Annotated in this window: 14 protein-coding genes; 6 read left to right on the top strand and 8 right to left on the bottom strand. The window is 73.2% G+C overall.

Annotated features, from left to right (window positions below; translation table 11 throughout):
* The first annotated feature begins 2 nt into the window (after positions 1-2).
* Complete coding sequence (locus GGQ55_RS17885; protein ID WP_179719007.1) at positions 3-626, top strand: cyclodeaminase/cyclohydrolase family protein; 624 nt, start codon at positions 3-5, stop codon at positions 624-626.
* A complete protein-coding gene (gene folP / locus GGQ55_RS17880; protein WP_246323833.1) occupies positions 623-1426 on the top strand; it encodes a dihydropteroate synthase in 804 nt (267 codons plus the stop codon). The genes GGQ55_RS17885 and folP overlap by 4 nt, the downstream gene beginning before the upstream one ends.
* 1 nt (position 1427) lies before the next feature.
* On the opposite strand, the gene purU is transcribed toward folP, so the two are convergent.
* On the bottom strand, positions 1428-2300 hold the full coding sequence (purU, locus tag GGQ55_RS17875; protein ID WP_179719004.1) for a formyltetrahydrofolate deformylase: 873 nt from the start codon (positions 2298-2300) through the stop codon (positions 1428-1430).
* Between the two features lie 164 nt (positions 2301-2464).
* Here purU and GGQ55_RS17870 point away from each other — a divergent pair, with 164 nt between their 5' ends.
* Positions 2465-3214 carry an SDR family NAD(P)-dependent oxidoreductase gene (locus tag GGQ55_RS17870; RefSeq protein ID WP_366489614.1) on the top strand — a complete coding sequence of 250 codons (750 nt, stop codon included), beginning with the start codon at positions 2465-2467 and terminating at the stop codon, positions 3212-3214.
* Between the two features lie 23 nt (positions 3215-3237).
* Positions 3238-3819, top strand: a complete 582-nt coding sequence (locus GGQ55_RS17865; protein ID WP_179719000.1) for a GrpB family protein — start codon at positions 3238-3240, stop codon at positions 3817-3819.
* Between the two features lie 25 nt (positions 3820-3844).
* Here GGQ55_RS17865 and GGQ55_RS17860 read toward each other — a convergent pair whose 3' ends face one another.
* The 5 genes from GGQ55_RS17860 to GGQ55_RS17840 are packed head-to-tail and all read right to left on the bottom strand — an operon-like array spanning position 3845 to position 9096.
* A complete protein-coding gene (locus tag GGQ55_RS17860; protein ID WP_366489612.1) occupies positions 3845-4651 on the bottom strand; it encodes an alpha/beta hydrolase fold domain-containing protein in 807 nt (268 codons plus the stop codon).
* On the bottom strand, positions 4648-5706 hold the full coding sequence (locus tag GGQ55_RS17855; RefSeq protein ID WP_179718998.1) for an LLM class flavin-dependent oxidoreductase: 1059 nt from the start codon (positions 5704-5706) through the stop codon (positions 4648-4650). Before GGQ55_RS17855 ends, GGQ55_RS17860 begins: the two co-directional genes overlap by 4 nt.
* Positions 5707-5756: 50 nt before the next feature.
* Positions 5757-6569, bottom strand: coding sequence for a DUF1684 domain-containing protein (locus GGQ55_RS17850; RefSeq protein ID WP_179718996.1), 813 nt, complete (start codon positions 6567-6569; stop codon positions 5757-5759).
* On the bottom strand, positions 6566-7300 hold the full coding sequence (locus GGQ55_RS28530) for a GNAT family N-acetyltransferase (protein ID WP_218859326.1): 735 nt from the start codon (positions 7298-7300) through the stop codon (positions 6566-6568). Before GGQ55_RS28530 ends, GGQ55_RS17850 begins: the two co-directional genes overlap by 4 nt.
* A 35-nt stretch (positions 7301-7335) precedes the next feature.
* Complete coding sequence (locus GGQ55_RS17840) at positions 7336-9096, bottom strand: MFS transporter (RefSeq protein ID WP_179718994.1); 1761 nt, start codon at positions 9094-9096, stop codon at positions 7336-7338.
* A gap of 132 nt (positions 9097-9228) precedes the next feature.
* Here GGQ55_RS17840 and GGQ55_RS17835 point away from each other — a divergent pair, with 132 nt between their 5' ends.
* Both GGQ55_RS17835 and GGQ55_RS17830 read left to right on the top strand, forming a co-directional pair.
* Positions 9229-10188 (top strand): L,D-transpeptidase, encoded by a 960-nt coding sequence (locus tag GGQ55_RS17835; protein ID WP_179718992.1) that lies wholly within the window; start codon positions 9229-9231, stop codon positions 10186-10188.
* Positions 10189-10200: 12 nt separating this feature from the next.
* Complete coding sequence (locus GGQ55_RS17830; protein ID WP_179718990.1) at positions 10201-10806, top strand: adenylate kinase; 606 nt, start codon at positions 10201-10203, stop codon at positions 10804-10806.
* Here the strand turns inward: GGQ55_RS17830 and GGQ55_RS17825 are convergent.
* The gene (locus GGQ55_RS17825) at positions 10795-11025 is read right to left on the bottom strand and encodes a hypothetical protein (RefSeq protein ID WP_179718988.1); all 231 of its coding nucleotides are present in this window, start codon (positions 11023-11025) and stop codon (positions 10795-10797) included. The two genes, GGQ55_RS17830 and GGQ55_RS17825, sit on opposite strands and share 12 nt — an antisense overlap.
* A gap of 96 nt (positions 11026-11121) precedes the next feature.
* Positions 11122-13443, bottom strand: coding sequence for an endopeptidase La (lon, locus tag GGQ55_RS17820; protein ID WP_179718986.1), 2322 nt, complete (start codon positions 13441-13443; stop codon positions 11122-11124).

Genomic DNA, 13443 nt, shown 5'->3' with positions numbered 1-13443 from the left:
CCATGGACGACGCACTGACCCGCCAGCCGATCGGTGAGTTCCTCGGTCAGCTGGCCGCACGGCTGCCCGCCCCCGGCGCCGGGGCGACCGCGGCGATCGAGGCCGGCCTCTCCGCCGGCCTGGTCGCGATGATCGGGCGCTTCACCACCGACCCGGAGCACGCCGACGTGATCCAGGAGATCGTGGCCGAGGCCGACGCCCGCCGCGACGCCTGCCTGGCGGCGGCCGCGGCGGACGAGGAGGCGTTCTCCGCGGTCGCCGACGCGATGAAGCTGCCGCGGGACACCGACGAGGAGCGGGCCTCCCGCCGCCGGGCGCTGGGCGCCGCGCAGCTCGAGGCCGCCCGGCCTCCCCAGGTCGTGATCGAGGCCGCGGTCGAGCTGGTGGCGCTGGCCGAGCGGCTGTTGCCGATCGCCAACCGCAACCTGATCAGCGACGTCGCGGCGGCCGCCGCCGCCGCCCGCGCCGCGGCCTCGACGGCCCGGCTGGCCGTGGAGACCAACCTGCCCGGGATCGAGGACGACGACGCCCGCGCCGAGCTGAGGACGGCGGTGGCCGTGGTCGACGAGCTGCTCGCGCGGGCGGACGAGATCGAGGACGCGGTCCGCGCGGAGATGCGCCGATGACCTGCCGCGTCATGGGCATCCTCAACGTCACGCCCGACTCCTTCTCCGACGGCGGCCGCTACGGCTCCCCCGAGGCCGCGGTCGCGCACGGCGTGCAGATGGCCTGCAGCGGCGCCGACTACGTCGACGTCGGCGGGGAGTCGACCCGGCCCGGTGCCGGCCGCGTGGACGTCGACGAGGAGCTGGCCCGCGTGGTCCCTGTGGTCGCCGAGCTGACCCGCCGGGGGGTCGCGGTCAGCGTCGACACCACCCGCGCCCGGGTCGCCGCAGCCGCCGTCGAGGCCGGCGCCGTCCTGGTCAACGACGTCAGCGGCGGCTTGGCCGACCCGGACATGGCCGCGGTCGTGGCCGCGACCGGGGTGCCCTGGGTGCTCATGCACTGGCGCGGGCACAGCGCGGACATGTACGCGCCGGCGACCTACGACGACGTCGTCGCCGACGTCCGCCGCGAGCTGCTGCAGCGGGTGGACGACGCCGTGTCGAAGGGCGTCGCCGAACGCCAGATCCTGCTCGACCCCGGGCTCGGGTTCGCCAAGCTGCCGCCGCACGACCTGGCCCTGCTGCGCCGGCTCGACCAGCTCGTCGAGCTCGGCTTCCCGGTGCTGGTCGGCGCCTCCCGCAAGCGCTTCCTCGGCGCGGTGCTCGCCGGACCGGACGGCGAGGCGCCCCCGGCCCGGGAGCGCGACGCCGCGACCCTCGCGACGACGGTGCTGGCCGCCCGCGCGGGCGCCTGGGGCGTCCGCGTGCACGAGGTGGCCGGCACCGTCGACGCGGTGCGGGTGGTCGCCGCGGTCGGCTGACCTACTCGAAGACGACGGTGCGGTTGCCGAGGATGACCACGCGGTTCTCGGTGTGCCAGCGCACGGCGTGCGCGAGAGCGCGGGTCTCGGCCTCGCGGCCGCGGGCGGCCAGCTGCTCGGGCGAGAGCGAGTGGTTCACCCGGAGCATCTCCTGCTCGATGATCGGGCCCTCGTCGAGATCGGCGGTGACGTAGTGCGCCGTCGCGCCGATGAACTTCACGCCGCGGGCGTGCGCCTGGTGGTACGGCCGCGCGCCCTTGAAGCTCGGCAGCATCGAGTGGTGGATGTTGATCGCCCGTCCCTCCAGCTGCCGGCAGAGGTCGTCGGAGAGGATCTGCATGTACCGGGCCAGGACCACCAGCTCGACGTCCTTCTCGCGGACCAGCTCCATCAGGGCCGCCTCGGCCTCCGGTTTGGTGTCCTTGGTGACCGGGATGTGGTGGAACGGGATGCCGTAGAAGTCGGCGATGTCCGAGAGCGTCGGGTGGTTGGACACGATCGCGACCACGTCGAGGTTGAGCTCGCCGATGGAGTTGCGGAACAGCAGGTCGTTGAGGCAGTGCGGGTACTGGCTGACCATGATCAGCACGCGCTGGCGCTCGTCGCGGTCGGCGATCCGCCAGTTCATGCCGAACCGCTGGGCGATCGGCTCGAAGGCGGTGCACAGACGCTGCAGGTCCAGCGGGGAGCCGTCGGCGTGGGCGAACTCGACGCGCATGTAGAACATGCCGCTCGTCCGGCTGTCGAACTGGTGGCTCTCCACGATGGTGCACTGCTCGTCCACGAGCAGGCCCGACACCGCGTGCACGATGCCCGGGACGTCCTTGCAGGACAGCACCAGGACGCCGTGGTGCTCGTCGGCGGGTCGGGTCATGAGACCTCCAGGATCGTCGGGCCACGCCTATGGCGCGGATTACACCTCTGCCGAGCACGGTATGCAGAGCGTGGGACGCCTCCAAGCGCGCGGGCGGCCCCTCACCGCCCGCAGCTCGGGCAGGCGGCCCGCGACAATCGACGTACGAGAGCACAGGAGGACGTGTGGACCAGGCAGGTGTCGAACCCGGCACGGTCGTCGTGGTGACCGGCGGCGCGCGCGGCATCGGGGCCGAGCTCAGCCGGCACCTGGCGGCCGAGGGCGCGGTCGTCGTGGCGGCCGACGTCGTCGACCCCGAGTGGGACGCCGGGGACCTCGCGGTCACGCACGAGCGCGTCGACGTCAGCGACGAGGCGTCCTGGCAGCGGCTGGTCGACGCGGTCGTGGACCGGCACGGCCGGATCGGCGCGCTGGTCAACAACGCCGCGATCTACCAGGGGCTGGGCGCCAAGCGGCACTTCACCGAGCTCACCGTCGAGGAGTGGGACCGGGTCCTGGCCGTGAACACCCGCGGCGTCTGGCTCGGGATGCGGGCGGTGCACCCGGTCATGAAGGCCCAGGGGTGGGGGCGCGTGGTCAACATCGCCTCGTCCACGGTGCACATGGGGGTGCCGCACTTCGCGCACTACACGGCGTCCAAGGGTGCGGTCATCGCGCTGACCCGCAGCATCGCCCGCGAGGTCGGTCAGGACGGCATCACGGTCAACGCCATCGCGCCCGGGCTGGTGGAGACCGAGGCGACCCGCTCCCTCAACGACGACGAGTACCTGGCCGCGGCCGCCGTGCGCCGCGCGATCCCCCGCGCGCAGGAGCCCGGCGACCTCGCCCCGGTCGTGTCGTTCCTGTGCTCGCGCGGCAGCGGGTTCGTCACCGGTCAGACCCTGATCGTGGACGGCGGCCTCGCCTTCAGCTGAGACGTCGAGGGGACTGTTCAGGGGTGGACGAGAAGCGCGAGGCGTACCTGGACAGGGTGCTGATCGGCGGTCGCGAGGCCGCCGCGATCACGGTGGTGGACTACGACGAGCGCTGGCCCGTGCGCTTCGGCGAGATCGCCGAGCGCGTCCGCGCAGCCGTGGGTGCGGCCGCCCTGGGCGTCGAGCACATCGGGTCGACGTCCGTACCGGGTCTGGCGGCGAAGCCGATCGTCGACGTGCTGCTCACCGTTGCCGACGTCGACGACGAGGCGGCGTACGTGCCCGCGCTCGAGTCGGCGGGTTTCGTGCTCCGGGTGCGCGAGCCGGCGCACCGGATGGTGCGGACGCCGGCCCGGGACGTGCACGTGCACGTCTACGAGCCGGGCCGACCGGAGGTGCGGGACTACCTCGACCTGCGGGACTGGCTGCGCGTGGACGCGGAGGATCGCGCGCTCTACGCGGCGACGAAGCGGGTGCTGGCCCGGCGGCGGTGGAGCGACATGAACGACTACGCCGATGCCAAGACCGAGGTCATCGCCGACATCCTGGCCCGGGCCCGGGCGTGGCGTGCGGGTGCGCTGGCGCCCCGAGACCCTCCAGGGTGATGTGCGTTCGGCCAGGCGACCTCGCTCAGCTGAGCGCGCTGCGCAGGAACGCGGACACCGCCCCGAGCACCGGCGGGGTGTCCAGCGCCGGGTCTTCGTGGTTGGCGCCGGCGACCAGCAGCAGCGTCGAGTCCACGCCCTGCGCCCGCAGCAGCCGGTGCAGCGTGCGGCTGTGCGTGGACGGGACGAGGCCGTCGTTCTCGCCGTGCACGAGCAGGAACGGCGGGGCGCCGGCGTGCACGTGGGTGACCGGGCTGGCCGCCCGGGCCGCGTCCCACGCCTCCGCGACCGACTCCACGCCGAGCAGGCGGGCCTCGTTCGACACGGGCGGCGGGGGCCCGGTGACGAACGGCGGCAGCGGCCCCTCGGGGACGTCGGTGTCCCGCAGGGTGAGGTCGGTGATCGGGAACCAGCAGACGGCGGCCTGCACGGAGCTGTCCCCCTGTTCATCCGGGCACAGCGCCAGCAGCGCGGCGAGGTAGCCGCCGGCCGACCCGCCCCAGACCCCGATCCGGTCGGCGTCCACGCCCAGCTCGTCGGCGTTGCGGCGCAGCCAGCGGACGGCCGACCGGACGTCGTCCAGCTGGGCGGGGAACGTCGCCTCGCTGCTGAACCGGTACTCGACCGCCGCGACCGCCACCCCGGCCCGCGCCACGGGCAGCAGCCGCTCCTCTGCCCGGACGGCGCGCCCGCCGCGCAGCCAGGCGCCGCCGTGCAGCCACAGGCACAGTGGCGCCGGCCGGGACGCCGGCAGGTACAGGTCGAGGTGCAGCTCCCGGCCCTGCACCGAGTCGTAGACCAGGTCGGTGCGGACCGTCACGTCCTCGGTCACGAGGCCGTGGTCTCCCGGCGGACGGCGGGGATCACCTCGTCGCGGAACAGCCGCAGCGACCGCAGCGACGTCTCGACGTCCAGCGACCCCCAGGCGAACGAGCCGGCCACGTAGTTCACCTCGCCGGCCGTCACCGCCTCGGTCACCTGCCGGGCGACCGTCTCCGGCGACCCGGCGTAGAGCCGGCCGTCGGCGAGCAGCTGGTCGACGTCCACCGGCCGGCTGCGCTTCTCGTCACCGTGCAGCCGCCACAGGTGGGTGAAGTTGGTGTGGTGGTCGGCGAAGGCCGGCCGGAGCAGCTCGAGCGCCTCGTCGTCGGTGGGCGCGACGAGGACGTGCCGCATGAGCCCGAACCGCGGCGTCGTCCCGGGCAGACCGTAGCGGACCGTGCCGCGCTCGGCCGAGGCGCGGAACCGCTCGAAGAACAGCTTGCTCTGCTCCCGGATGACGTCCAGCGGCGGCGAGACGAACCCGAAGCCGAAGATCACGTTGTAGCCCTCGTCGCCCAGCCGCGGGATCGAGGCGGCGTTGGACGTCGGGTACCACAGCGGCGGGTGCGGCCGCTGGGCCACCGGCACGTGCAGCGGGATCGGGTCGCCGCCGCCGGGACGACGGAAGACGCCGGTCTCCAGCGCCTCGAGGATCGCCGGCATCAGCTCCTCGAACCGCTCGGCCGGCTGCGGACCGGTGAGCCCGAACATCGCGGCCTCGTGCGGCGAGGACCCCTTGCCGACGCCGATGTCCAGCCGGCCGCCGCTGAGGTGGTCGAGCATGCCGATCTCCTCCACCAGCCGGAGGGGGTCGTACAGCGGCACGATGAACGTCGTCGGCGCCAGCCGGATGCGCGAGGTCTCCCGGGCCGCCGCGGCGAGGAACACGGCGGGCGACGGCGACAGGCCCAGCGGCGCCCCGTGGTGCTCGGCGAGGTGGTAGACGGCGAACTCGCTCCGGTCTGCCTCGGCGAGCAGGCGCAGGCGGTCCTCGTAGACCTCGCCCACCGTCCTCCCGGGCGCTTCGTCGATCCAGTCGAACAGCCCGAAGGCCAGGTCCTGCATGCGTCGGTCCTCCCGTCCCCCGACGCCCGCGTCGTGTGGCGTCGTGAGCCCTAACGTATGCCGCGCTCGTGCGGCGTCTGCTCCCCGGCCTCGACCGCGATCGGCAGCCGGTTCTCGGCGGGCGGCAGCGGGCAGGTGGCCAGGTCGGTGTAGGCGCACGGCAGGTTGGTCGCGCGGTTGAAGTCGAGGACGACGGAGCCGTCCGTGTCCGGCACCGCGCGCAGCGACCGGTTCGCCGCGTACGTGGTGAGCCCCGAGGTGGCGTCGGTGAACAGCACCATCAGCTCGCCCGGAGCGTGGCCGGGGAAGGCGGTCAGGGCGAACTGCTGCCCGTCCAGCTCGAACTCGATCCGGCCCGGCGCGTCGTAGACGTGCTCGAGCCCGTCGACCGCTGCACCCACCGTCGTCGGGCGCGGCGCGTCGAACGGCACGTAGCGGCCGGTCACCCGCCAGCGCGGGTGCGGCGGGTAGGCCGGCGTCCCGGCGAACGCCGTCCGCAACGGGTTGTCCGGGTGGCGCGGTCGCACGATGTCGTGACCGCCGCGCTTGGCCACCTCGATCACCGCGTCGCCCCACACCGCGGTGCTGCCGCCGCGCTCCGGGACGACGCCGAACGCGTGCCGCCCGCGCACGGTGACGCCGTCGACGACCAGCTCCTCGCCGTCGGCCAGCTCGACCACGACGCCGTCCGGACCGGTGGACCACCCGCCCGGCGCGTCGGGGAAGCGCTGCGGCTCCCGGCTGAGCCAGTTCAGGCTGGTGACGGCGAGGAAGCCGTGCGGATCGGCGAGCCGCGCCTCCTTCTGCCGGTGCCACTGCGCCCAGTCGGCGGCGAAGACGTCGCGCGCCTCGGTGGTGGTCATGCGGTGCTCCCCTCGGGGACGCGGACGGCACCGAAGGGAACCGTCCGGCGCAGGCGGAAACCCAGCTGCTCGTACAGCCGGATGGCATTCGTGTTGCTCGCGGCCGCGTGCAGGAACGGCGTCTCGCCGCGCTGCCGGATGCCGTGCGCGACGGCGAGCACGAGCCGGCTCGCCAGGCCCCTGCCCCGGTGCGCCGGGTCGGTGCAGACGGCGCTGATCTCGGTGAAGCCGGGCGGGTGCAGCCGCTCGCCGGCCATCGCGACGAGTGCGCCGTCCGCGTCGCGCAGGCCCAGGTACGAGCCCATCTCGACGGTCCGCGGCAGGAACGGCCCCGGCCGCGTGCGCTCGACCAGGTCGAGCATCTCGGGCACGTCGGCCGTGGTGAGCCGCACCGCCTGCTCCTCGGGCGCGGCGGGCAGCCCGTCGTCGACCATCTGCACGCCCGGCATGAAGAAGACGGTCTCCCAGCCGGCCGGGGCTTCCGGACCGACCACCGCGAGGGGCACGACCACGCCTGGTCCGGCCAGCTCGGCCAGGTCGGCCCAGTCCTGCGCGGAGGGCTCGTCGGGCAGGGCCAGGAACGGCGAGACGTCGACCGGGTAGCGCAGCACGTTCCCCCGGCGCTCGGCGAAGCGAGCGTGCGGACCAGCGAGCGCGGCGCGCACCGGGTGGTCGAGCGGATGACCCGCGTGCCCGTCGACGGCCACGACCTCCGGGCACGCACTGGTCACGGAGAAAACCCTACCAATCCAGTGGAGAAAGGTCTCTACTCGAGGGGCGAACCGGCGCCGGCCTCCTGCATCGCGACCTCGCCGGAGCCGGCCAGCCCCTCCTCGGTCTCCTCCAGCAGCGGCCGCTCGACGTGCGGACGGGTCTCGGCACCGCGCAGCCAGGAGAAGATCGCGGCGAGGAAGCACAGCACCCCGGCCATGAGGAAGGCCAGGTGCAGGCCGTGCCCGAACGGCGAGGAGATGAGGTCGGGGAAGAACCCGCGGCCGGTCAGGAAGTCGTACTGCGACTGCGACACGTGCGCGGCCGAGGCCGAGGGCAGCAGCTGCTGGATCGGGTTGAAGCCGAGGAAGGAGGCGAACAGCAGACCGATCGGCGGCAGCTGCGCCACCTGGCCGGCCAGGTCCGCCGGCACACCCTGCCCGGTCAGCCCGCTCGACAGCGCGTGCGGCAGCGTGGCCGCGAGACCAAGCGTGATGACGGTGAAGAAGATGCCGATCGACAGCACGCTCGCGCTGTTCTGGAACGTGTTGAGCATGCCGGCGCCGCCACCGCGCTGGTTGGCCGGCAGGGAGTTCATGACGCTGGCCGTGTTCGGCGCCGAGAACAACCCCATGGACAGGCCGGCGAGGAACACCAGCACCGCGAACGACCAGTAGGGGAAGTCGATCGGCAGCAGGTCGAACAGCAGGAAGACGACGCCGGAGAGCGCCGCGCCCGCCGTGGCGAACGGCCGGGCGCCGTACCGGTCGGCCAGCCGGCCGGCCAGCGGCCCGGCGACGAGGAAGCCGATCGTCAGCGGGACCAGGTAGATGCCGGCCCACAGCGGTGTCTGCTCGAACGTGTAGCCGTGCAGCGGCAGCCAGATGCCCTGCAGCCAGATGATCAGCATGAACTGCAGCCCGCCGCGGGCGAGCGCGGCGAGCAGCGCGCTGAGGTTGCCCATGCTGAAGGCGCGGTTGCGGAAGAGCGTGAGCCGGAACATCGGGTCTGCGACGTTGAGCTCCACGACCACGAACAGGAGGAGGACGGCGGCGCCGCCGATCAGGCAGACCAGCACGAACGGCTTGGTCCAGCCCATGGTGTGCCCGCCGTACGGGTTCAGCCCGTAGACGATGCCGGTCAGGATCCCGATCAGGCCGACGGCGAACAGCGCGTTGCCGAGCCAGTCGATGCGACCCGGCGTCCGCACGCTGTTGTCACGGAGCTTGAGGATCGACCACACGGTGCCGAAGGCACCGATCAGCGCCGAGACGACGAAGACGAGGTGCCACTCGATCGGCGCCAGGAAGCCGCCCAGGATCAGGCCGAGGAACGACCCGCCGATCGCGGCGACGCCGTTGATGCCCAGCGCCAGGCCGCGCTGGTCCTGCGGGAAGGCGTCGGTGAGGATCGCCGAGGAGTTCGCGAAGAGGAACGCACCGCCCACGCCCTGGCCGAGGCGCATGAGCACGATCCAGAGCGCGGCCGCCGTCCCGGTCGTCCAGGTGACCGACAGCAGGATCGAGAACAGCGTGAAGATCGCGAAGCCCAGGTTGAACATGCGGACCCGGCCGTACATGTCCCCGATGCGCCCGAGGCTGACCACCAGCACGCTGGTGACCAGCATGAATCCCATGAGGATCCACAGGAAGTAGGACGTGTTCTCCGGGGCCAGCGGGTCGAGGCCGATGCCCCGGAAGATGTCCGGGAGCGCGATCAGCAGGATCGAGCTGTTGATCGTCGCCATCAGGATGCCGATGGTCGTGTTCGACAGCGCGATCCACTTGTAGTGCGCGCCCCGCGCAGGTTCCGCCATGTCCCCCAGAGCCCTTCCTCGCGCGCGACCGCACAGATAGTTGCTCGAAGCAACATATCATCGGTGGTCTGCCAGCAAGACGTGGCACGGTGGGGTGCTCCGGCGGAGGATCAGCGAGGAGAGGGCGACGTCATGTGGGAGAAGCGCCGAGCGTGGGCTGCCGGGCTGGTCGCGGCCGGTCTGGTGCTCGCGGCGTGCCAGGACGGCTCGTCGCACAGCGGCGCGGCCGCCACGTCCGCGTCGAGCAGCTCCGCCGCGCCGACGTCGTCCGCGGCACCGACCACTCCCCCTGGCGACCCGGTGCACGTGAGCACCTTCGAGGCCGACGGCAAGACCTACGGCGTCGGCATGCCGGTCATCGTGTACTTCTCGAAGAAGATCACCGACGCGTCGGCCTTCCGGAAGGCGGCCACGGTGACCGTCAACGGCCAGAAGGCCGACGGCGCGTGGTACTTCGAGCACTCGCAGCGGGACAACGCGGCGCTGGAGGCCCACTTCCGGATGCAGCAGTACTGGCCCGGGCACGCCAGCATCCACGTCGACCTGCCGCTGGAGGGCAAGACGGCCGGCACGGGGCTGACCTTCGACAACAGCCTGACGCTGGACATGGCGACCGGCGCCGCGCAGGTGTCGCAGGTCGACGGCAACGCCCACACGATGACCATCACCTCCGACGGTGCACCGGTGAAGACGCTCGAGGTGTCCCTGGGCAAGGCGACCACGCCGACCTACCTCGGCACCGCCGTCGTCATGGCCAAGTCCAACCCCGAGGAGATGAAGAGCGACCCGGGTGAGACGCCGGCCTACGACATCGAGGTGCCGTGGTCGGTGCGGGTGACCAACTCGGGCGAGTTCATCCACGACGCCTACTGGAACGGCTCGATCGGGACGCAGAACCTCTCGCACGGCTGCACGAACCTCAGCCCGGCCGACGCCGAGTGGTACTACGGCTTCGCCCAGATCGGCGACCCGGTGACCTGGACCAACACGGGGACCGGCACGGTCATCCCGGTCGAGGACGGCTGGGGCGACTGGAACCTCGACTGGGCCACCTGGTCGCAGGGCGGCCTGGTGCCGACCACCGGGAACTGAGCAGAATCCGGCATGCGACTCGTCCTGCTCGGCCCGCCGGGCTCCGGCAAGGGGACCCAGGCCGCCGTCCTGGCCGAGGAGTTGGGCATCCCCGCGATCTCCACCGGCGAGATCGTCCGGGCCCAGATCGCCGCCGCGACGGAGGCCGGCCGGCAGGCGGAGGTGTACTCCTCGGCCGGTGAGCTCGTGCCCGACGAACTCACCGTCGCGATGCTGGCGACGCGCCTGGCGGAGGCGGACTGCCGGGGCGGCTACCTCCTCGACGGCTTCCCGCGCACGCTCGGGCAGGCCGAGCGGCTGCACGACCACCTGGCCGCCGCGGGACTCTCGCTGGACGGTGTGCTCGAGCTCGTGGTGGACGAGGACGAGGTGGTCCGGCGGCTGGGTGCGCGGCGGGTGCAGGTCGACGGTGCCTGGGTGACCCGGGACGACGACCGGCCCGACACGGTCCTGCGGCGAATGCAGGTCTACCGGGAGCTGACCGCCCCGCTGTCGGACTTCTACGCCGCCGCGGGCCTGCTCCGGCGGGTCGACGCGCACGGCGAGGTCGCCGAGGTCACCGCCCGCCTCCGCGCGGCGCTGCCGCCCGCTGCGGCACCTGGCGGCTCAGGCGGGTGAACCGAGGGGGCGCACCGCGTCCATGGGCAGGTGCGCGTGCCGGGCCTTCGGGGAGCCCGGCCCGGGGACCACGAACCGCACCGCCGCGCGCCAGCCGGTCCCGTCGTCGTACATGCGCCAGCCGTACTGGACGCCGGGCCACCACCGGCCGTCGACGAGGACCTCGACCGGGCGCGCTCGGTGCATCTGCCGTTCCACCAGGCACTGCCCGCCGTTCACGGCGCGGACCCTAGGGGGTGGCGGTCGCGCGGGTCGACGCCTGTTCCGCGAACGTCCACCCAACGGGTGGTCGCTTCCGTGGCCGAGCGCGGTTTCTCAGGCGGCCAGCGGGACGGCGGCCGGGGCCTCCAGCGCGCGGGCCACGAGGTCGGCGACGTCGCCGACCAGGTGCACGGTCAGCCGCTCGCGGACCTCGGCCGGGACGTCGTCCAGGTCGGGCTCGTTGCGCGCGGGCAGGAACACCGTGGTCAGGCCCGCCCGGTCGGCGGCGAGCAGCTTCTGCTTCACCCCTCCGATCGGCAGCACCCGCCCGGACAGCGTGACCTCACCGGTCATGCCGACCTCGGCCCGGACCGGACGGCCGGAGGCGAGCGAGGTCAGCGCGGTCACCATCGTCACGCCGGCGCTCGGGCCGTCCTTGGGGACGGCGCCGGCCGGCACGTGCAGGTGCAGGCGCTTGGTCAGCACCGCCGGGTCGACGCCGAGCTCGGCGGCGTGGCCGCGCACGTAGGACAGCGCGATCTGCGCCGACTCCTTCATGACGTCGCCCAGCTGCCCGGTCACGGTCAGCCCGGGCTCGCCGTCCACCGCGGTGACCTCGATGAACAGGACGTCACCGCCGGTGCCGGTCACCGCCAGGCCGGTCGCCACGCCGGGGACGGCGGTGCGCTCGGCCGTCTCCGGCGTGAACCGCGGCCGGCCCAGGTAGGTGCGCAGCTCGTCGCGGGTCACCCGCAGCGGCGCGGCGGCCGGGTCGGTGGCCAGGGTGGCGGCCGCCTTGCGCAGGATCCGGGCGAGCGCCCGGTCGAGCTGGCGGACGCCGGCCTCCCGGGTGTGCTCGGCCGCGATGGCCCGCAGGGCGTCGTCGTCCACGGTGACCTCGTCGGTCGTGAGCGCGGCCCGGTCCATCTCCCGCGGCAGCAGGTGCCCGCGGGCGATGGCGACCTTCTCGTCCTCGGTGTAGCCGTCGAGCTGCACGAACTCCATGCGGTCCAGCAGCGGCCCGGGGATCGTGTCGATCACGTTCGCCGTCGCCAGGAACAGCACGTCGGACAGGTCGAGGTCCAGGTCGAGGTAGTGGTCGCGGAACGTGTGGTTCTGCTCCGGGTCCAGCACCTCCAGCAGCGCGGCCGCGGGGTCGCCGCGGTAGTCGCTGCCGACCTTGTCGATCTCGTCGAGCAGCACGACCGGGTTCATCGAGCCGGCCTCGCGGATGGCCCGCACGATCCGGCCGGGCAGCGCGCCGACGTAGGTGCGCCGGTGGCCGCGGATCTCGGCCTCGTCGCGCACGCCACCGAGGGCGACGCGGACGAACTTCCGGCCGAGCGACCGCGCGACCGACTCGCCGAGGCTGGTCTTGCCCACCCCGGGCGGGCCGACCAGGGCGAGGACGGCGCCGGAGCCACGGCCGCCGACCAGCTGCAGGCCGCGCGACGAGCGCCGGGCCCGGACGGCGAGGTGCTCGATCATGCGGTCCTTGACGTCGTCGAGGCCGAAGTGGTCGGCGTCGAGCACCGCGCGGGCGGCGCGGACGTCGTCGTTGTCCGGGGTGCGGACGTTCCAGGGCAGGTCGAGGACGGTGTCCAGCCAGGTGCGGATCCAGCCGCCCTCGGGGCTCTGCTCGCTGGTGGCCTCGAGCCGGTCGATCTCCCGGACGACCGCCTCGCGGACCTTGTCGGGCAGCTCGGTGGCCTCGGCGCGGGCGCGGTAGTCGCTGCCCCCGTCACCGTCCTCACCGAGCTCCTTGCGGATCGCGGCCAGCTGCTGGCGCAGCAGGAACTCGCGCTGGGACTTCTCCATGCCCTCACGGACGTCGTCGGCGATCTTCTCCGAGACCTGCATCTCGGCGATGTGCGCCAGCGTCCACTCGATCAGCCGGTGCAGCCGGTCGTCGACGTCGGTGGTGTCGAGCAGCTCGAGCTTCTGCCGGGCGTCGAGGTAGGAGGCGTAGCCGGCCAGGTCGGCCAGCCGGCCCGGGTCGGTCATGCGCTGGACCGAGTCGATGGTCTGCCAGTTGCCGCGGGTCTGCAGGACCGAGACGACCAGCCGCTTGTACTCGGCCGCCAGCTCGGCGGTGCCCGCGGTGGGCGCGGTGTCGTCGACCGGGGTGGCCTCGACCCAGAGCGCCGCGCCGGCGCCGGGCACACCCGTCCCGATGCGCGCGCGGCCGGTGCCGCGCAGGATCGCGGCCGGCTCGCCGGAGGGCAGCCGGCCGACCTGCTCAAGGGTCGCGAGGACGCCGACGGCGCCGTAGACGCCGTCGAGCCGGGGCACGACCAGCAGCTTCTTGTCGGCGGAGGACACCGAGGCGTCGACCGCGGCCTGGGATTCGGAGTCGAGGGTGACCGGCAGGACCATGCCGGGCAGGAGGACGGTGTCGTTGAGGGGCAGGACGGGAAGCCGCAGGGCTTCGGCCAT

Origin of the sequence: Petropleomorpha daqingensis (genome assembly GCF_013408985.1) — a bacterium.
GTDB classification, from domain to species: domain Bacteria; phylum Actinomycetota; class Actinomycetes; order Mycobacteriales; family Geodermatophilaceae; genus Petropleomorpha; species Petropleomorpha daqingensis.
Note: the sequence above shows the minus strand (reverse complement) of the source record. Positions and strands in the feature narration are given on the sequence as shown.

What these genes read in the sequence shown, in the direction of transcription:
- GGQ55_RS17885 (WP_179719007.1), top strand. Translation starts at nt 3, where the DNA reads ATGGACGACGCACTGACCCGCCAGCCGATCGGTGAGTTCCTCGGTCAG.
- folP (WP_246323833.1), top strand. Translation starts at nt 623, where the DNA reads ATGACCTGCCGCGTCATGGGCATCCTCAACGTCACGCCCGACTCCTTC.
- purU (WP_179719004.1), bottom strand. Translation starts at nt 2,300, where the DNA reads ATGACCCGACCCGCCGACGAGCACCACGGCGTCCTGGTGCTGTCCTGC.
- GGQ55_RS17855 (WP_179718998.1), bottom strand. Translation starts at nt 5,706, where the DNA reads ATGCAGGACCTGGCCTTCGGGCTGTTCGACTGGATCGACGAAGCGCCC.
- GGQ55_RS17850 (WP_179718996.1), bottom strand. Translation starts at nt 6,569, where the DNA reads ATGACCACCACCGAGGCGCGCGACGTCTTCGCCGCCGACTGGGCGCAG.
- GGQ55_RS17840 (WP_179718994.1), bottom strand. Translation starts at nt 9,096, where the DNA reads ATGGCGGAACCTGCGCGGGGCGCGCACTACAAGTGGATCGCGCTGTCG.
- GGQ55_RS17835 (WP_179718992.1), top strand. Translation starts at nt 9,229, where the DNA reads ATGTGGGAGAAGCGCCGAGCGTGGGCTGCCGGGCTGGTCGCGGCCGGT.
- GGQ55_RS17830 (WP_179718990.1), top strand. Translation starts at nt 10,201, where the DNA reads ATGCGACTCGTCCTGCTCGGCCCGCCGGGCTCCGGCAAGGGGACCCAG.
- lon (WP_179718986.1), bottom strand. Translation starts at nt 13,443, where the DNA reads ATGGCCGAAGCCCTGCGGCTTCCCGTCCTGCCCCTCAACGACACCGTC.